General features: G+C 64.2%; 13 protein-coding genes and 1 pseudogene. 9 read left to right on the top strand and 5 right to left on the bottom strand.

Annotated features, from left to right (window positions below):
- Nucleotides 1-228: 228 nt before the first annotated feature.
- Nucleotides 229-1,761, bottom strand: a complete 1,533-nt coding sequence (nhaB, locus tag AC5WNI_RS14845; RefSeq protein ID WP_175089608.1) for a sodium/proton antiporter NhaB — start codon at nt 1,759-1,761, stop codon at nt 229-231.
- A 287-nt stretch (nt 1,762-2,048) separates the two neighbouring features.
- On the opposite strand from nhaB, the gene AC5WNI_RS14840 reads away from it, so the two are divergent.
- From AC5WNI_RS14840 to AC5WNI_RS14825, 4 genes are all read left to right on the top strand, one after another.
- Nucleotides 2,049-2,420: a diacylglycerol kinase gene (locus AC5WNI_RS14840; RefSeq protein ID WP_043334615.1), complete on the top strand. Its 372-nt coding sequence runs from the start codon at nt 2,049-2,051 to the stop codon at nt 2,418-2,420.
- 102 nt (nt 2,421-2,522) lie between these two features.
- Nucleotides 2,523-5,612 carry a bifunctional [glutamate--ammonia ligase]-adenylyl-L-tyrosine phosphorylase/[glutamate--ammonia-ligase] adenylyltransferase gene (gene glnE, locus AC5WNI_RS14835; RefSeq protein WP_368447698.1) on the top strand — a complete coding sequence of 1,030 codons (3,090 nt, stop codon included), beginning with the start codon at nt 2,523-2,525 and terminating at the stop codon, nt 5,610-5,612.
- 79 nt (nt 5,613-5,691) lie between these two features.
- Nucleotides 5,692-6,459, top strand: a complete 768-nt coding sequence (locus AC5WNI_RS14830; RefSeq protein ID WP_175089606.1) for a hypothetical protein — start codon at nt 5,692-5,694, stop codon at nt 6,457-6,459.
- A 173-nt stretch (nt 6,460-6,632) separates the two neighbouring features.
- A complete protein-coding gene (locus AC5WNI_RS14825; RefSeq protein ID WP_175089605.1) occupies nt 6,633-7,517 on the top strand; it encodes an ion transporter in 885 nt (294 codons plus the stop codon).
- A gap of 126 nt (nt 7,518-7,643) precedes the next feature.
- Here the strand turns inward: AC5WNI_RS14825 and speD are convergent, their stop codons facing one another.
- The 4 genes from speD to AC5WNI_RS14805 all read right to left on the bottom strand — a co-directional run bounded on the left by speD (nt 7,644) and on the right by AC5WNI_RS14805 (nt 11,496).
- The gene (gene speD, locus AC5WNI_RS14820) at nt 7,644-8,438 is read right to left on the bottom strand and encodes an adenosylmethionine decarboxylase (protein ID WP_175089604.1); all 795 of its coding nucleotides are present in this window, start codon (nt 8,436-8,438) and stop codon (nt 7,644-7,646) included.
- A 313-nt stretch (nt 8,439-8,751) separates the two neighbouring features.
- Nucleotides 8,752-9,177, bottom strand: coding sequence for an OsmC family protein (locus AC5WNI_RS14815; RefSeq protein WP_175089714.1), 426 nt, complete (start codon nt 9,175-9,177; stop codon nt 8,752-8,754).
- Nucleotides 9,178-9,388: 211 nt separating this feature from the next.
- Entirely contained in the window at nt 9,389-10,249 is an 861-nt protein-coding gene (locus tag AC5WNI_RS14810; RefSeq protein ID WP_175089603.1) for a nucleotidyltransferase family protein, read from the bottom strand.
- Nucleotides 10,249-11,496, bottom strand: a complete 1,248-nt coding sequence (locus AC5WNI_RS14805; protein ID WP_175089602.1) for an aminoglycoside phosphotransferase family protein — start codon at nt 11,494-11,496, stop codon at nt 10,249-10,251. Before AC5WNI_RS14805 ends, AC5WNI_RS14810 begins: the two co-directional genes overlap by 1 nt.
- Nucleotides 11,497-11,877: 381 nt before the next feature.
- On the opposite strand from AC5WNI_RS14805, the gene AC5WNI_RS14800 reads away from it, so the two are divergent.
- The 5 genes and pseudogenes from AC5WNI_RS14800 to apaG all read left to right on the top strand — a co-directional run bounded on the left by AC5WNI_RS14800 (nt 11,878) and on the right by apaG (nt 18,227).
- Nucleotides 11,878-14,262: an LPS-assembly protein LptD gene (locus tag AC5WNI_RS14800; RefSeq protein ID WP_175089713.1), complete on the top strand. Its 2,385-nt coding sequence runs from the start codon at nt 11,878-11,880 to the stop codon at nt 14,260-14,262.
- Nucleotides 14,263-14,344: 82 nt separating this feature from the next.
- Nucleotides 14,345-15,628, top strand: a complete 1,284-nt coding sequence (locus AC5WNI_RS14795; protein ID WP_175089601.1) for a peptidylprolyl isomerase — start codon at nt 14,345-14,347, stop codon at nt 15,626-15,628.
- Between the two features lie 27 nt (nt 15,629-15,655).
- Nucleotides 15,656-16,672: a 4-hydroxythreonine-4-phosphate dehydrogenase PdxA gene (pdxA, locus tag AC5WNI_RS14790; protein WP_175089600.1), complete on the top strand. Its 1,017-nt coding sequence runs from the start codon at nt 15,656-15,658 to the stop codon at nt 16,670-16,672.
- 194 nt (nt 16,673-16,866) lie between these two features.
- Nucleotides 16,867-17,655 (top strand): annotated as a pseudogene (gene rsmA / locus AC5WNI_RS14785) (16S rRNA (adenine(1518)-N(6)/adenine(1519)-N(6))-dimethyltransferase RsmA); the annotation flags it as partial.
- Nucleotides 17,656-17,846: 191 nt separating this feature from the next.
- Complete coding sequence (apaG, locus tag AC5WNI_RS14780; RefSeq protein ID WP_043334633.1) at nt 17,847-18,227, top strand: Co2+/Mg2+ efflux facilitator ApaG/CorD; 381 nt, start codon at nt 17,847-17,849, stop codon at nt 18,225-18,227.
- Nucleotides 18,228-18,259: the final 32 nt, after the last annotated feature.

Below are 18,259 nucleotides of genomic sequence, written 5' to 3'. Positions count from 1 at the left end.
GCGTTGGTGTTGGCGGTCTTCCTGCTTGAAGGGTGTCACGGCGTCTGATCGAGACGCGTCACCTCACAGTGCCTGCAAGCGACGCTGTGGGGAAGTCTCGCGATATCGACATTGGGATGAGACTGACGCAACCGGGGCCAGCCGGGTGTGCGGTTGGCCCCGGTAACAGGAGGCGCTGGCGGAAGGCTCTCGTCAGGCCTCTCATCAAGGTTCTCGTCAAGACGCTGGCTAGATGAAGCTGCGCACGGTGGCCAACCCGACCAGCGTCATCAGCACCGTGTAGGGTAATGCCATCCATACCATGCGCCCGTAGGAAAGCCTGACCAGCGGCGCGATGGCGGAGGTGAGCAGGAACAGGAACGCCGCCTGGCCATTGGGGGTCGCAACGCTGGGCAGGTTGGTGCCGGTGTTCACCGCGACCGCCAGCGCATGAAAGTGCTCGCGGCTGATATTGCCGGCCACGAACTCGTTCTTGACCTGGGTGATGTACACCGTGGCCACGAAGACATTGTCCGAGATGGCCGAGAGCAGCCCATTGGCCAGGAACAGTGCGCCGGCCTGCTCCTCGATGGGCAGACTGAGTACCCACTGGATGAATGGCTGGAACAGATGCTGCTCGTGGATGACCGCGACGATGGTGAAGAACACCACCAGCAGCGAGGTGAAGGGCAGTGATTCCTGGAAGGCGCGGCCGATCTGGTGCTCATCGGTGATGCCGTTGCCGGCGGTCAGCAGAATGATCACCGCCAGCCCGATCAGCCCGACCTCTGCCATGTGCAGTGCCAGCGCCAGTACCAGCAGCACGGCCACCACGGCCTGCACGATCAGCGCGGCGCGTTCCCGCGGCGTGCGCCGTGCATCCTGATGATGATCATAATCCTCGAGAATTCGTCGCACGCTGGCGGGCAGTCGCTGGCCGTAGCCGAACCAGCGGCCACGCTCAAGCAGCACACACAGGGCGAGGCCGGCGAAGAAGGTCGGCACGGTGACCGGCGCCATGGCGAGGAAGAAGTCGATGAAGTCCCATTCAGCGGCCTTGGCGATCACCAGGTTCTGCGGCTCGCCGATCATGGTGCTGACGCCTCCCAGCGCGGTTCCCACCGCGCCATGCATCAGCAGCGAGCGCAGAAAGCCGCGGAAATCCTCGAGGTCTTCACTGTGCACGGCCTCGACGCTGACATCGTTGGCATGGTCATGCTGGGTATCGAAATGCTTGCCCGAGGCCACCTTGTGGTAGACGGAGTAGAAGCCCACCGCGATGCCGATGATGACCGCCGTCACCGTCAAGGCATCGAGAAAGGCGGACAGCAGAGCGCTTGAGAGACAGAACATCAGCGACAGCCAGGTCTTGGAGCGCACGCCGAGGATGATCTTGGTGAAGGCATACAGCAGCAGCGGCTTCATGAAGTAGATGCCGGCCACCATGAACATCAGCAGCAGGATCACCGGCAGGTTGCGCTCCATCTCCTGCATGATGGCCTCCGGTGAGGCCATGCCGATGACGACGGCCTCCAGTGCCAGCAGACCGCCCGGCTGGAGGGGGTAGCACTTGAGCGCCATCGCCAGCGTGAAGATGAATTCCCCCAGCAGCAGCCAGCCGACGATCACGCCACCTTGCGGGCCGCTGAACCACAGCAGTAGTGGGTTGGTGATCAGAAACAGGCACATCAGCTGCTTGTACCAGCGTGGCGACTGGCCGAGGAAGTTGCGCGCCAGTCCGCGGCTGAGCGTCTGGCGTGTGTCGTGTGATAGCGAAGGCATGGGCAGTTCCCGGCGTTGATTTGTTGTTGTTGGAGGACGGGATCGACAATGCCGCTTCAGCGCGTGCTTTGCTATCATCGCCGCCGTCATCGAGCGCCTGGCGGTATTAGAGCACGCCCGTCGATGAGGCCTCGGGTAGCCTTTGGTCGTGAAATTCGCGCAGGCAGCGCTGCGCTGTCGCTGGCCGGTGTGCTGCGAGCTCTCCCGAGGCGTGTTGCTGGCAGACGTCGTCCGATTGAAAGATCGGCCTTTGCAGCCCCCGTGCTGCTTCTGTACGAGACCCGAAGATGAAATCACGGCATACCGGCTTGACCCACCTCAAGCATTCCGCGCGTTACTCGCTAAAGGGCCTCAAGGCCGCCTGGAGCAACGAAGAGGCCTTCCGCCAGGAGATCGTGCTGTGCGCCTTGCTGCTGCCGTTTGCCTGGTGGATCGGTGATTCGCATGTCGAATGGCTGCTGCTGGTCGGCTCCACGCTGATCGTGCTGATGGTCGAACTGCTCAACTCGGCGGTGGAGTCCGCGATTGACCGCATCGGCCCGGAATTCCATGAACTGTCCGGGCGCGCCAAGGACATGGGCTCGGCGGCGGTGATGATCAGCCTGATATTCGCCGGGCTGACCTGGGGCACCTTGCTCTACGACAAGCTGTTCGGCTGAACGTCCTCGCCCTGGTCTCATCAATGGAAGGGGCAGCGGGCAGGGCCGTGTCATGTGCCTGCGGCCTCCGTTATGCTGAGGGCTGGATCGAAGGAGACGACCATGCCCCAGCCATCCCCCGCGCAGTCCCGCCCACTGTTGCCCGCTGATTTCCTTGCGCCGTCATCGCTGCTGGCCGAGCAGTCGGCTGACAGCCGTGCCACGCTCGAGAGCGCCCTGCACGCCGCGCAGGAGCGTCTCGAAGAGAGCCTGACCCAGGCTGAGAATCTCAGCGAGATGCGTGGCGATGACAGCTCTCCGCTGGCGACCTTTCTGGCCCTCGATGAGCGTCAGCGCAGGCAGCTTGGGCGTCTGATCACGCTGTCCGACTTCGCGCTGGAGGCGCTGTGCCGCCGCCCTGAATTGCTGTCCGAACTGCTCGAGAGTGGCGAGCTGGAGCGCGCCTTGCCGGTCGCCCAGCTCACTGAGCGCCTCGCCGCCGGTCTCGCCAGTGCCGATGACGAGAAGGCGATGCAGCAGGTGCTGCGGCGTTTCCGCCAGCTGCGCATGCTGGGCATCGTGTGGCGTGACCTCAACGGCGCCGACATGTGGCAGACCGCGGCGGCGGTCTCGCACCTCGCCGAAGTCACCCTCGAAGGCGCGCTTGGCTGGTTGGAAGCGTCGCTCGAGCCGCGCTATGGCCGCCCCGCGCCGGATCGCTTCGGCGAGCCGCAGCGGCTGGTGGTGCTCGGCATGGGCAAGCTGGGCGCCGGCGAGCTCAACCTCTCCTCCGATATCGACCTGATCTTCGCCTTTCCCGACAAGGGCGAGACATCCGGTGGCCGCAAGTCTCTGGATCATCAGGAATATTTCACGCGCCTCGGCCAGAAGCTGATTGCCGCGCTGGACGCGATGACCGCCGATGGCTTCGTGTTCCGCGTCGACATGCGGCTGCGTCCGCTGGGGGACGGCGGGCCTCTGGTCGGCAGTTTCTCGATGCTGGCCAGCTACTATCAGGATCAGGGCCGCGAATGGGAGCGTTACGCGATGCTCAAGGCGCGCCCGGTGGCGGGCAGCGTCGCTGCCGGCGAGCGCCTGATCGCGCACCTGCGTCCCTTCGTCTATCGCAAGTATCTGGATTTCGGTGCCATCGAGTCGCTGCGCGAGATGAAGGCGATGATCAATCGAGAGGTCAAACGGCGCGGGCTGTCCGACAACATCAAGCTCGGCTCCGGCGGCATTCGCGAGGTGGAGTTCGTCGCCCAGGCCTTCCAGCTGATTCGGGGCGGGCGTGAGTCGGAATTGCAGGTCACCTCGCTCAAGCAGGCCTTTGCGCGCCTGCCAGCCCTGGGCTTGCTGCCGCAGGCGGTCGTGGATGAGCTGGTGCCGGATTACGTCTTCCTGCGCGATCTTGAACATGCCCTGCAGGCCCAGGCCGACCGCCAGACCCAGACATTGCCGCTGGATCCGCTGGGCCGCGAGCGTCTCGCGCTGGCCATGAAACTGCCCGATTGGGAGGCACTCACCGCGCGCCTGGAAGAGGTGCGTATGCGCATCCGCCATCACTTCGACAACGTGATCGCCGCGCCGGAAGACGACGAGGCCGAGCAGGGCGAAGGCCAGCAGGCGCTGGATGAATGGCGAGCGCTATGGCGCGGCGAGCTGACGGCGGAGGAGGGCGAGGCACTGCTCGCCGAGAGCGGCTTCAAGAGTGCGGCTGAGAGTTTCCGCCGTCTCGATAGCCTGCGGCGGTCGCGTGCGGTGCAGGGCATGCAGCGCATCGGCTTTGATCGCCTCGATGCGCTGATGCCGCCATTGCTGCAGGCGCTGGGCTCGGCGGCGGGTGACCCCGAGAAGCCCGGCGAGCACGATGCCAGCCTTGTGCTGGAGCGCGTCTTGCCGCTGATCGAGGCGGTACTGCGCCGAACGGCCTATCTGGCGCTGCTGCGCGAGAACCCGGATGCGCTGGCGCAGTTGATGCGCCTGTGTGCGGCAAGCCCTTGGATTGCCGAACAGCTGGCGCGCTATCCGGTGCTGCTCGACGAGCTGCTGCACCCGCATAATCTTTATTCTCCCGCCGACAAGACGCGCCTCGCCGATGAGCTGCGCACCGCGCTGTCGCGCATCCCCGAAGATGATGAAGAAGCGCTGCTCGAGGCCTTGCGAGTGTTCCGCCATGCCCAGGTGCTGCACGTGGCGGCCTCCGATATCGCCGGTGCCCGCCCGCTGATGAAGGTCAGCGACTATCTGACCTTCATCGCCGAGGTGGTGCTGGAACAGGTGCTGGCGATGGCGTGGAAGACCCTGACCCGCAAGCATGGCTTCCCCATCGGGCGCGATGGCCAGCCGATCACCGGCGACAGCCTGAGTGGCAGCTTCGTGATCGTCGGCTACGGCAAGCTGGGCGGCATCGAGCTGGGCTATGGCTCGGACCTGGATCTCGTCTTCCTGCATGATGCGGCCAGCAAGGGCCAGACGGATGGCCCGCGGCCGCTGGACAACCCGCTGTTCTTCACGCGCCTGGGGCAGCGCATCATCCATCTGCTGACGGCGGTGACGCCGGCCGGTGCGCTCTACGAGGTCGACATGCGCCTGCGCCCGTCGGGCAATTCGGGGCTGCTGGTCTCGAGTCTGGCGGCCTTCCGGGACTATCAGCTCACCCAAGCCTGGACCTGGGAGCATCAGGCGCTGGTGCGCGCGCGGGCCGTGGCGGGAGACCCGGCGCTGGCGCTGGCTTTCGAGGAGGTGCGCCGTGAGGTGCTTGGTCAGCAGCGGGACGAGAAGACGCTGCGCCAGGAGGTGATCGCCATGCGCCACAAGATGCGTGATCACCTGGGCAGCAGCGCCAAGGACCGCGAGGCCGGCCAGTTCCATCTCAAGCAGGATGCCGGCGGCATCGTCGACATTGAATTTCTCGCCCAGTACTGCGTGCTGGCGCTGAGTCATCAGGTGCCTGCTCTGCTTGAGTGGAGCGACAACATGCGACTGCTGGAAACCCTCGAGTCCTGTGGACAGCTGCCGGGCGAGCAGGCCGGTGAGCTGCGCGAGGCCTATCTGGCCTATCGCGATGTCAGTCATCGCCTGGCGCTGGAGAAGCACGGCAGCCTGATGCGACTGGAGCAGCACCCGGTGATTGCCGCCCACCGTGAGCGGGTGATTACCCTCTGGCAGGCACTGCTGGGCGAGGATCAGGTCAGCAACAAAGAGGTTTAACGCCAAATCAATGCTCGCAATCCCCTGTCGCTGTCCCCAAGAAAGGGTGCACCAGACAACGTTGACAGGGGAGGTCAGCATGATGGAGTGGATCGCGAATCACTCGAAAACCATCTCGGCGATTGCCAGTGTCGGCTCGTTCTTCATCTGGCTGGTCTACGCGCAGCTGCTGTATCACAACTTCCGGCGCCAGCGCCGGCCGCGAGTGCTGATCAATCGCGGCAAGTCCAAGGGTATCGACAGTCTGTGCATCATCAGCAACATGAGTGCTGAGTCGATCTTCATCGAGCACATCATCGCCAGGCTGGATACCAGTCATGGCAGCCTGCTGATGGATGTCACCGAGTTCGAACGCAGCTATCAGGAAGGTGACGAGCAGGGGGACAACCAGCAGGACGGCGACAGCGAACAGCCCGCGCAGGGGGCTTCCAGCAGCAGTGAATGGCGTATCTCCGATACCACGCGTCAGGGGCCGCTGGGCTCGGGCGACTTCCTGCATATCGGGACTTTCTCTGAAGTCATCGAGCGCATGGCGCGCCGCAATGGCATCTCGCTCGACGGTCACTGGCCCAGCAATGAGCAGCTGGAATTCCAGCGCCTGACGCTGCAAATCATCGGCATCTACGGCAGTGAGGACCATCCGATCGGCGTCGAGCGTGCCTTCCGCCTGCACGATGCCAATGGAGAATGTGCGCTGGTACCGGAGCGCTGGGATTCCAATCGCCTGTCATCACGCAGGCAGCGTCACAAGTTGCGCAAGCTTTTGAATCGCATCAGTGGGGAGGACATCAGCGAGCAGTCCACCTTCCAGCCCCCGAGTGACGAGGAGTCGCGCAACAAGGCTTGATGAGCGCGGGTGCATGAGGCCAGAAATCCATGAACCACCGGACGCATGAGCCCAGGGATGCATGAACCATCGGACAGATGAGTGCCCGGGCGCATGCCAGCGGTGGCTTCACACTGTCAGGGCGTCGAGGATGGGGTAGGCTTTCCAGAGCCCCATTCACGGAGAGTCTTCGGATGCAGGAACGCGTCACGCCCTTTCAGCTGTTCATCCTGGTGCTGTCGATCTATGTGATCGGCGCCATGGTGGTGGACCTTGTCTTTGTGTTGTCACCCCAGGTCCAGCGGCTGCTGGAGTACATGGACTACGTGGTCTGCCTGTTCTTCTTCATCGATTTCTGCAAGCGCTTCGCCAGTGCCAAGAGCAAACGTGAGTACATGAAGTGGGGCTGGATCGACCTGCTGGCCTGTATCCCGGCGGGACTCTTCCAGGGCGCGAGGCTGTTTCGCGTGGTGCAGGTGCTGCGGGTGCTGCGCGCCATCAAGTCGATGGAAATGATCTGGAAGCTGCTGTTCCGCAACCGGGCCGAGGGGGTCTTCGCCTCGGCGGCCACCGCTACGGTGCTGCTGGTGGTATTCGGCGCCCTGACCATGCTGATGGTGGAGACACCGAATCCCGACAGCCCCATCAATACCGCCGAGGAGGCGCTGTGGTGGGCGGTGGTGACGGTGACCACTGTCGGCTATGGCGACTACTATCCCATCACGACGCTCGGTCGCGTGGTGGCGGTGCTGCTGATGGTCGGGGGCGTGGGGCTGTTCGGGAGTTTCGCCGCCTATATCAGCTCGATCTTCATCGAGGATGACAGCGAGCAGGAGGCCCGAGCGGCGCGTGCCCAGCGCGACATGACGCGGGCGCTCTATCATCAGATCAGCGAGTTGACGACGGAAGTGCGCGAGCTGCGTGAACGACTGGATCAGGTCGCGCAGGAGCGGGGAGAGTCGCTGGCTGATCACGAGCGCCACCGCGAGGCGCTGCATCGCCAGGTGAATGAGGAGATGGAACAGCGCCTGAGAGATGCCGCTCCGCCAGACAGGGAGGACCCCGCCGGCGATCGTTGAACCGACAGGCAGATAATGAAAGCCCCCTGATACCGTGAGGTGTCAGGGGGCTTTTTTCGGACTGTCACCAGGCCTCAGCCAAGCGGACACATACGCTGTGGCGGTCGCGCATGGCTCGGGCGGTGATCAGTCGAAGTTGCGCGAGTAGAAGATCTCGAGCATTTCACGACGCAGGCGGCCTTCGATGTTGGTGGCTTCCTCGAAGGTCAGCTCGCGACGCGAGGTGCCGAAGAGGTAGTTGTCCAGTTCGAAGTCCTTGAGCAGCATCTTGGTGTGGAACATGTTCTCTTGATACACGTTCACATCGACCATCTGGTAGGCACGCTTGGTGTCTTCCGCCAGGTAATCCTGGATGGAGGTGATGTCGTGATCGATGAACAGTTTCTTGCCATCCACGTCGCGCGTGAAGCCACGCACACGGTAGTCCATGGTCACGATATCGGAATCGAAGCTGTGGATCAGATAGTTCAGCGCCTTCAGCGGGCTGATCATGCCACAGGTCGAGACATCGATATCCAGACGGAAGGTGCTGATGCCGTTGTCCGGGTGGGACTCGGGATAGGTGTGCACCGTGACGTGAGACTTGTCCAGATGGCCGACGACCGTTTCCGGCAACGGGCCCGGGCCCGGCGCGGTCTGGGACGCGTCCTGCTCTTCCAGCTCGTGCTCGGCGATCAGGATGGTCACGCTGGCGCCATGCGGCTCGTAGTCCTGACGTGCGATGTTCAGCACGTGGGCACCGATGATGTTGGTGACATCCTTGAGGATCTGGGTAAGACGCTCGGCATTGTAGAGCTCATCGATATAATCGATATACGCCGTGCGCTGCTCTTCGGTCTGCGCGTAGCAGATGTCGTAGATATTGAAGCTCAACGAACTGGTGAGGTTGTTGAACCCGTGAAGGCGGAGTTGATCGCTCACGTCCAGGCCTCCTTGAGATGGGAGGGTGGTATGACATCCGATGCGCCATTGCAATGGGGCAGAGGCAGGCATCGGGCCGAAGAGGACATCTCGAAAGGTCCGTCCCGGGCGCTGGCAGCATGACTCACAGGGAGCATTGCGTGCCATCTTTGCCACGAGATGACCGGTGAGACGACCGGTTTGAGGGGCGTATTATGCACAGGCAGGGCTGACACGCCAGCGACAATTCCCGCCGATCCAGGCGAGTCGTCGTCAGTGGTGCGCTCCCTCCCGCCGTCGGCGGGGCCTTGAGCGGCGGGAGGGCGAGGCGAGATCAGGCCGCGATGTCGATGACTTCGTAGGAGTGAGTGATCTCGACACCCCCGGCGCTCAGCATCAGGGAGGCGCTGCAGTACTTCTCGGCGGACAGCTCGACGGCACGCTTGATCTGAGATTCCTTGAGGTTGCGACCGGTGACCACGAACTTGACGTGAATCTTCGTGAACACGCTCGGCACGCTATCGGCGCGCTCGGCGCTCAGTTCGGCGTGACAGTCGGTGACCTGCTGGCGGGCCTTTTCCAGAATCTGGATGACATCGAAGCTGGTGCAGCCGCCCAGACCCATCAACAGCATTTCCATCGGACGCGGACCGGTGTTACGACCGCCGTTGTCCGGATTGCCGTCCATGACCACGCTGTGGCCGCTGCCGGATTCGGCGAGGAACTGGCGACCATCGGTCCATTTGATGCTGGCGTTCATTGCCATGTCGGAACTTCTCCTTCTGATAAGTCGTTGATGCGCCACCGGCCCGGCGCTAGCAGCCATAGGGGCCGACAGCGATAGAGGCTGAGAGTCATGCGGGCTGAGCGCTATGGAAGCCAAGGGCGCGGTGAGCACGATGGCGCACAGGGTAGCATTGTCATCGGCGTGCCCGGAGGAACGTCCAGCGCTGAGCTTATATCGCGCTGGCTCAGGCCCTGGCGTGGCTCAGCAGCTCATCCAGCTCGGCCAGACGCTGTGGGGTGCCGACATCGATCCAGGCGCCGCGATGATGCAGGCCGCGTACCTCGCCATGCTGCATGGCGTCACGCAGCAGCGGCGCCAGCTTGAAGACGCTGTCAGGGCCCTGGTAGGCCGGTGTCTCGGCGATGGCGCGACGGATCAGGCGGGGTGACAGCCACGACACGCCGGAGAAGGTCAGGCGGCTGCCGGCCTGCTTTTCCTGCTCATCTTTCTCTTCCTTCTCGTCCTGTTCGTCACTCTCGTCGCGGGTTTCACCCTTCACAATCCCCGCCGGGGTGAGCAGGAAGTCGCCCTCGGGATGATGGGGCGGGTTATCCACCAGCACCAGCCCCGCCAGCGCCTGCGGCTGGTCGGCGTGTAGAGCCAGTGAATGGCTCGCCAGCGCTTGGATGGTCAGCAGCGTGAGGTCAACGTCGCACCAGACATCGCCATTGATCAGCAGGAAGGGCGTGTCATCGCCTGCGTCCTGCGTCAACGCACCGGAGAGTGACAGGGCGCGAGCGATGCCGCCGCCGGTTTCCAGTGGCGTCTCCTCGTGCGAGAAGATCAGTGTCAGGGAGCGCTTGCGCCCCTGCCAGCAAGCCTCGAGCTGGCCCTGGACATTCGGCTTCGCGGCGAAGTGGCTCAGAATCCTGTCGGCCAGGTGGCCGACATTGATGACGACCTTGTCCACATCGATCGCTTCCAGACGCAGTAGGTGGTGCTCCAGCAACGGCAGCCCGGCGACTTCCAGCAACGGCTTGGGGGTATGGTCGGTCAGCGGGCGCATGCGCGTGCCGAAACCGGCCGCCAGAATCATCGCGCGCATCAGTGGCTCCCTGGCTCGTCATCGGCATTTGCAGTGCTTTCCTTGCTTTCCCCACTTGCCGCAGCGCTCTTCGCCGTAGCGGCGGCCGCGTTGCGCTGCAGGCGGGCGGCGCGATCGGCGAGTGCCGCCAGCTCATCGTAATCATCGAGGTTGATCTCGGGGCGCTCGCCATTGACGAGACGCAGATCGCGGGCCTCGCATTCCTCGGCCAGGCGCAGTGACAGTGCCGGCGTCAGTACCTCATCCAGCCAGTGGGTGAAGGAGATCAGTTCCGGGCAGAAGGCCAGGCCTTCGCGCAGGTGGCCAAGGAAGCGCGGCATCAGCGTCAGGTAGCGGGGTTTGGCGTCCCGCAGCGTCAGGCGCGCGAAGATGCCGAGAATCTTGAGATTGCGCTGCACGCCCATGCGCTCGACGCTCTGGCGGTACTCGAGCGGGCTTGGTGCCGGCAAGCCGGTGGCGGCGTAGCGTGGCAAGGCGGCCAGGCGTGCCTGCTCGATCCAGCGCGCCATGGCGGGTTCCGGCCATCGCCAGTGACGGTCACGCAGCAGCGAGATCAGGTCGTAGTTCTCGGGGCCGCTGACGGCGTCCTGGAAGTCGATGATCCACAGCCGGGGCTGGTCCTGGGATGCTGATTGATGCAGGAACAGGTTCTGGGCATGGAAGTCGCGATGCACGCTCACCACCGGTTGCGCGCTGGCGGCCGCGAGCAATTGGTCTCTCAGCTTGCCCCAGGCGGCGTAGCGGCGGTCATGCGGCATGTCGAGAAGCTGGCCAAGACACCAATCCGGAAACAGCTCCAGCTCGGCGGACAGCCGGGCGTCGTCATAGGCAGGCAGGTTGCCGGGTGGCAGCTGATGCAGCTGCTCGAGCAGCCCGATGGCTTCGCCATAGTAGTGGTCGGCGTGCTCGGTGCTGGTCAGGGCGGTCATCAGCGGGGTGTCGCCGAGGTCTTCCAGCTCCAGGAAGCCGAGTGACTCGTCAAAGGCGAAGACCTCGGGCAGCGGCAGGCCGGCGTCACGCCATTGGCGGGCGATGGCGACGAAGCCGTGACTGTCTTCCTTCTCGGGCGGCGCGTCCATCAGGATGCGCGCCGGCGTGGCCGGGTCGAGCTCCTCGAGGTGCAGGCGGAAATAGCGGCGGAAGCTGGCGTCGTCAGCCACGGCGCTCATGCGCACGGCCTCTGGCGTGAGGTCGTGGCGGGCGGCGGCCCAGGCGTGCAGCGCCTGGCGGCGGGCGTCGGATGTCATGGGGCTTGGGCTCCTGTCAGCGTGTGCGGGGCCGGCTGTCAGTTGACGCCTGTGCCGCGGCCCCGCATGCTGTCGTGTGGTGACGAGAAGGCAGGCGGAACCGGCAAGCAGGAAGGCCGGTTGCTGGGCCTGTATAATACCGATTCCCCCAGCCAAGGACACAGAGCAGCCATGGCCCAGCGCAGCCATTCATCCCATCCGGGCAAGCCGACGACCGCTCCCGGGCGACGTCAGCGTCGCTTCGCGACTCACTCTCTGTCTGCTCATTCCCGGCAGGCATCGATAGCCCGATCGGGCGATGACCGCCCGGTCTGGCAGCTCAAGCCACTGGTTTTCCGTCTGTTGTGGACCCTGGCGCCACTGGCCGCCGGCGCTCCTCTGATGGCACAGGCCGCTCCGCCCGAGCCCCTGTCAGCCAGTCAGCTCGATTGGCAGCCCTATGATGAGGTGCCGCAGGGCCAGCTGTGCTCCGGGCGCTATGTCACGCCGGCCTACCGTATCGAGGCGGGCGACACGCCGGAGCAGGTCACGACCTCGGCCGACAAGGCCAACTACGGCAACGATGGCGTCGCCACCCTGATGGGGGAGGTGGTGCTGCGCCGCGGTGATTCCCAACTGGAATCGCCCGAGGTCAGCGTCAACGAGGCGCGTGACACCGCCACCGCCAAGGGCCCTGTCACCTATCGCCAGCCCGGAGTCCTGCTGCGTGGCGACGATGCGCGGGTCTCGCTCAACAGCGATGCGGCCAGCGTCGACAACGGCCACTACGTCTTTCACGAGCAGCATGTGCGCGGCGATGCGGTGCAGCTGGCGCGTCTCGAGGATGGCCGCTACCGCCTGAAGGATGCCAGCTTCACCTCCTGTGAGCCGGGCAACAGCCTGTGGCGCCTGGTCGGCAGCGACATCACCATCGATCAGGACTCCGGCTGGGGGACGGCCAAGCATGCGCGCATGGAAATGGGCGGCGTGCCGGTCTTCTACTGGCCCTACGTGCGCTTCCCGGTCGATGACCGTCGCCACACGGGCCTGCTGTGGCCGCAGTTCAGCTACACCAGCTCCAGCGGCTTCGACTACGCACAGCCGATCTATCTGAACCTGGCCCCCAATTACGATGCCACCCTCACGCCGCGTTACATCTCCGAGCGTGGCGAGATGCTGGAAGGCGAGTTCCGCTATCTATTGCCGCGTGGCGATGAAGGCAGCATCGAGGGTGCCTGGCTCGCCGATGACGACGGCGGAAGCGACCCCGACGATGACGAGGAAGACCTGATCGGCGAGGACCGCTGGTACATCAACTACCAGCATGCTGGCCGCTATGACGCCCGTACCGACTACCAGTTGAAGTACGGTGCCGCCTCCGATGGCAATTATTTCGACGACTTCGGGCGCAACTTCGGGGAAACGGAAACCGATAGCCTCGAGCGTCTGGCACAGCTCGATTACCACGGCGATGCCTGGGACCTGCAGTTCAAGGCGCAGGGCTACCAGCGCATGGACTACCCGCTGGATAACGATGACAAGCCGTTCTACCGTCTGCCGAGCCTGACCGCGAATGGTCGCTGGAGTCAGTCCAACGGCTTCTACGAAGAGTGGAATTCCAACGCGACCTACTTCTGGCGTGATGTCGATGAGACGGATACCGATATCGACGAAGACCAGGCTGCCAATGGTTCGCGCCTGCGTCTGGCGCCGGCACTGGGCTGGCGTAGTGATCAGAGCTGGAGCTTCATCGAGCCGCGCGCCCAGCTGGTCAGCCTGTCATACAGCCTGGATTACGGTGACCGCGAGACGGACCGCAGCACCAGCCCGTCCGCCACCATCCCGGTGCTGTCACTGGACAGCGGCCTGATCTTCGATCGCGAGACCGAATGGTTCGGCGATGGCTATACCCAGACACTGGAACCGCGCCTCTATTACGCCTATGTGCCGGAGGTCGACCAGTCCGATCTGCCCGACTTCGACACCTCGGAAGACGCCTTCAGCTGGAATCAGCTGTGGTCTCCGTACCGCTTCAGCGGGGGTGACCGCGTCGGCGATACCAACAAGGTCTCCTACGGCGTGTCTTCGCGCTTCATCAGCGATGAAAGCGGCCGTGAACGCCTCAAGCTGGGGGTCGGCCAGTCGAGCTATCTATCGGACCGCAACATCGACATGGACGGTGATCCGGACAAGACCTCACGCTCCGACTTCGACAGCTACTCCGACTACTATCGTGCGACGCGTGACCGCTCGCCGGTGGTCTTCCAGGCCGATGTGGTGCTCAACGACCAGTGGACCGCCTCCCAGGCCGTGTTCCAGGATTTCGATCGTGGCGTGACCGAAAGCGCCCAGACCTCGCTGCGTTATCGTGCGGAACAAGGCACGGTACTGAACTTTGGCTTCAATCGTGAGATCGAAGGCTTCGTGCCTTACGACGATGAGGACGAGGACGACGTGCTGGGCTATACCCGCAACGAGTGGGATTTCTCCTTCGCGACGCCGATGAGCGAGAGCTGGTCGCTGCTGGGCCGTTACATGTATGACAGCACCAATTCCCGTTCACTGGAGAAGGTGTTGGGTGTGCAGTACAACGATTGCTGCTACGGCGTGCAGGTCACCTGGCGTGAATGGCAGGATGACAACGACACCGCCAACACCATCTCGGATGACGAAGAGAAGAATGGCATCTTCCTGACCTTTGAATTCAAGGGCTTGGGAGGCGTTGGCCAGAGTGCTGACAGCTACCTGGAGCAGGCTGTACCGGGCTATCGCAACGCGGGCTTCTGAGTCGCCGCGTCAGGCCGTGAATGACGCCAAGGCGCCGCCGCAGGGCGGCGCCATCAACATTTTTACGCCGAGAGAACATGTGATGCGCAAGACCCTGATTGCCCCGCTGGGGCTGGCATTTGTGCTGGCGAGTCTGCCGGCCGGTGCCGCCGAGTTGCTCGACCGCGTGGTTGCCGTGGTCAACAAGGACGCCATCATGCAAAGCGACATGGAGCAGCGCGTCACCCAGGCGAGTCAGCAGTTGCAGAGCCGTGGCATCAACCTGCCGCCGCGTGACGTGCTGGAGCGCCAGGTTCTTGATCGTATGGTCAACGAGCAGATTCAGCTGCAGTTGGCGGAGCAGGCCAACCTCAGCATCGATGACACCCAGCTCAACGCCACCCTGCGCGGCATCGCCAAGGACAACGGCATGAGCCTGGAAGCCTTCGCGGACAAGCTCGAGCAGGACGGCATGTCACTGGCCCAGGTGCGCGATCAGGTGCGTCGTGAGCTGCTGGTGCAGCAGATCCAGCAGCGCAGCGTCGCCAGCCGGGTGCGGATCTCCGATCGTGAGATAGATCGCTATCTCAATCAGCAGAATGTCGGCAGCGACGTCCAGTACCATCTGGCCCACCTGCTGGTGGCACTGCCCCAGGAGCCGACGCCGGATCAGGTCAAGGCCGCGCGCGCCAAGGCCGACAGCCTGCGCCAGCAGATCGAGCAGGGCACCGATTTCGCCCAGCTGGCTGCTGCCGAATCCGCCGGTAGTCAGGCGCTGAGCGGCGGCGATCTCGGTTGGCGTTCCGGCGGTGAGCTGCCGACGGTGTTCGCCGATGTCATCCCGAGCATGCAGGCCGGTCAGGTCTCCGAGCCGCTGCGCAGTGCCAGCGGCTATCACCTCGTCAAGCTGATCGAGAAGCGTGGCGCGGGCAAGGCGTTGATTTCCCAGACGCGCGCACGCCACATCCTGATCCAGCCCAACCCGAACCTCAGCGATCAGCAGGCGCTTGAGCGTGCCGAGTCCATTCGCCGCCGCCTGCTGGGGGGCGAGGACTTCGCCGCGCTGGCTCAGGAGTTCAGCGACGACAAGGGCAGCTCTCTCAAGGGCGGCGAGCTGGGCTGGGTCAGCCCGGGCCAGACGGTCTCCTCCTTCGAGACGGCCATGAATGGCCTGGATGTGGGCGAGATCAGCCAGCCGGTCAAGAGCCGCTTCGGCTACCACATCATCGAAGTCGAGGAGCGTCGCCAGCAGGATGTGACCAACTCCAGCCAGCGTGACAAGGTGCGCAAGACCCTGTTCCAGCGCAAGCTCAATGATGAGCTCGAAGCCTGGCAGCAGCAGGTGCGTGCCGAGGCCTATGTCGATAATCGTCTCGATGAGCAGTAAGTCCGAGTGGAGCAGCGAGACGCCGTCATGAATCGTCCCGAAGAGACTACGCCCGACATCATCGCCCTGACCGCCGGTGAGCCGGCGGGCATCGGCCCCGAGCTGCTGGTCATGCTGGCCGGCCAGGCGGAAGCGTTCCCCGCGCAGCTGGTCGCCGTGGCGGATCCCGCTTTGCTGGTCAGTCGTGCTCGCCTGCTGGGCTTGCCGCTGGTGGTGCATGAGTTGTCGCCGGGCGACCCGCTGCCGCCGGCCCGCAATGGTGAGCTGCCAGTGTGGCCGGTGCCGCTCGCAGTGCCCAGCGAGCCGGGCGTGATCGATGCGCGCAACGGCGATCATGTGCTGGCGATGCTGGATGTCGCCATCGCCGCCTGCCAGGCCGGCCATGCCAGTGCGATGGTGACGGCGCCGCTGTCCAAGGCCGCCGTGATCGAAGCCGGGCATGCGGGCTTCACCGGCCACACCGAATATCTGCGCGATGTCTGCGGGGTCGAGGAAGTGGTCATGATGCTGGCGTGCCCCGGGCTGCGGGTGGCGCTGGCCACCACTCACCTGCCGCTGCGCGAGGTGGCCGATGCCATCACGCCCGAGGGGCTGACGCGAGTGATGAAGATCCTCGCCAAGGACCTGACGCGCTACTTCGGCTGTGCCGCACCGCGCATCGCGGTATGCGGGCTCAACCCGCATGCCGGCGAGGGCGGGCACCTGGGGCATGAGGAGATCGAGGTGATCTCCCCGACGCTCGACGCCCTGCGCGCGACCGGCATGCAGCTGGATGGCCCGCTGCCGGCCGACACCCTGTTCACGCCGCGACATCTCGATGGCGTGGATGCGGTACTGGCGATGTACCACGACCAGGGCCTGCCGGTGCTCAAGTATGCCGGCTTCGGTGAGGCTGCCAACATCACGCTGGGCCTGCCGATCGTGCGTACCTCCGTGGATCACGGCACGGCGCTGGACCTTGCCGGCAGCGGGCGCGCCGACGTCGGCAGCCTGCTGCAGGCCGTGCGTGTCGCCATCGAGATGGCAGCCGCCGCGCGAGCCTGAGATAATCCCCGCATCACTCGGGCGTGACCGCATGGCGGCACGTCAGGCGTGCGCCACCGTGTGGCGTCTCGCTACCCCAGTCATTCGACCATCGAGGATGGTCTCGCCGCCCCGGTCTGCCTGTGTCCCTGCAGGCCATGGCGGCGTCTTGTTGTCGGGAATCCCGACGGATTCCCAGGAGGAAGGTCAGTCCCATGTCCCAGCATTTCCCCGCGCATCGCGCTCGCAAGCGTTTCGGTCAGAACTTTCTGCAGGACCTTGGCGTCATCTCTCGCATCGTGAATGCCATTCGTCCCGCGGAAGGCGAGCGCCTGGTCGAGATCGGTCCGGGGCAGGGTGCCTTGACCGGCCCGTTGCTGGAAGCGGCAGGCAAGTTGGAAGTCATCGAGCTGGACCGTGACCTCATCCCGGGTCTGCGCGTGCAGTTCTTCAACTACCCGGACTTCGTGATCCACGAAGGCGATGCCCTGCGCTTCGACTTCCCGGAGCTGGTCGGTGACGGCCCGGCGCTGCGCGTGGTCGGCAACCTGCCATACAACATCTCCACCCCGCTGATCTTCCACCTGCTGGAAGCACGCGGCGCGATCTCCGACATGCACTTCATGCTGCAGAAGGAAGTCGTCGAGCGTCTGGCCGCCGAGCCGGGTGGCACCGACTGGGGCCGTCTGTCGGTGATGACCCAGTATTACTGCGCGGTGGAAAATCTGTTCCTGGTGCCGCCGAGCGCCTTCTTCCCGGCACCGAAGGTGGATTCCGCCATCGTGCGTCTGGTGCCGCACCATGAACTGCCGCATCCGGCCAAGGATGAGAAGCTGCTCGCCGTCATCGTGCGCGAAGCCTTCTCCCAGCGCCGCAAGACGCTGCGCAACAACTTCAAGGGCCGCATCGATGCCGACCAGCTGACCGCGCTGGGCATCGACCCCTCGCGTCGTCCGCAGACACTGACCGTCGCTGAGCTGGTGATGATCAGCAACCATCTCAGTGAGCAGGGCATGACGGTGGACAAGGCCGACAAGGCGCCGAAGAAGCGTCCGCGCAGCAATGTCGGCCATGGTGTGCCGGCAGCCGACAGTGCCAGTGATAGTCATCGTGATAGTGATAGTGACAGTGGCGAACGTCTCGATGCCGAGAACGATGCCAAGGGCGACGCCCGCAACGCCAGCGACCACGACGCATGAGTAGCGTGGCGGACATCCGTATCGACGCCGTACCCGAGTACTGCGCCGACGAGAGTCGTCCGAGCGAGAACCGACACGTGTTCCGCTACACCATCACCGTGCACAACGGAACGGATGAGACCGTGCAGCTGCTGGCGCGCTACTGGAAGATCACCCAGGGCAGCGGCGATGAGCAGGAAGTGCGTGGCAAGGGCGTGGTCGGCAAGCAGCCACTGATCGCGCCCGGCGAGAGCTTCCGCTATACCTCACGCGCCGTGCTCGACATGCCGGTCGGTGTGATGCAGGGGGCCTATACCTTCTGTGACGCGACCCATGCGCGCACCTTCGAGGTCGCCATCGCACCGTTCCGTCTCGCCGGTCCGCATCAGGTTCACTAGGGTGGCCGCGTGATGCAGCATTTCGTATTCAA

The sequence above is a fragment of the Cobetia sp. PDI-12MA genome (assembly GCF_059507695.1).
Note: the sequence above shows the minus strand (reverse complement) of the source record. Positions and strands in the feature narration are given on the sequence as shown.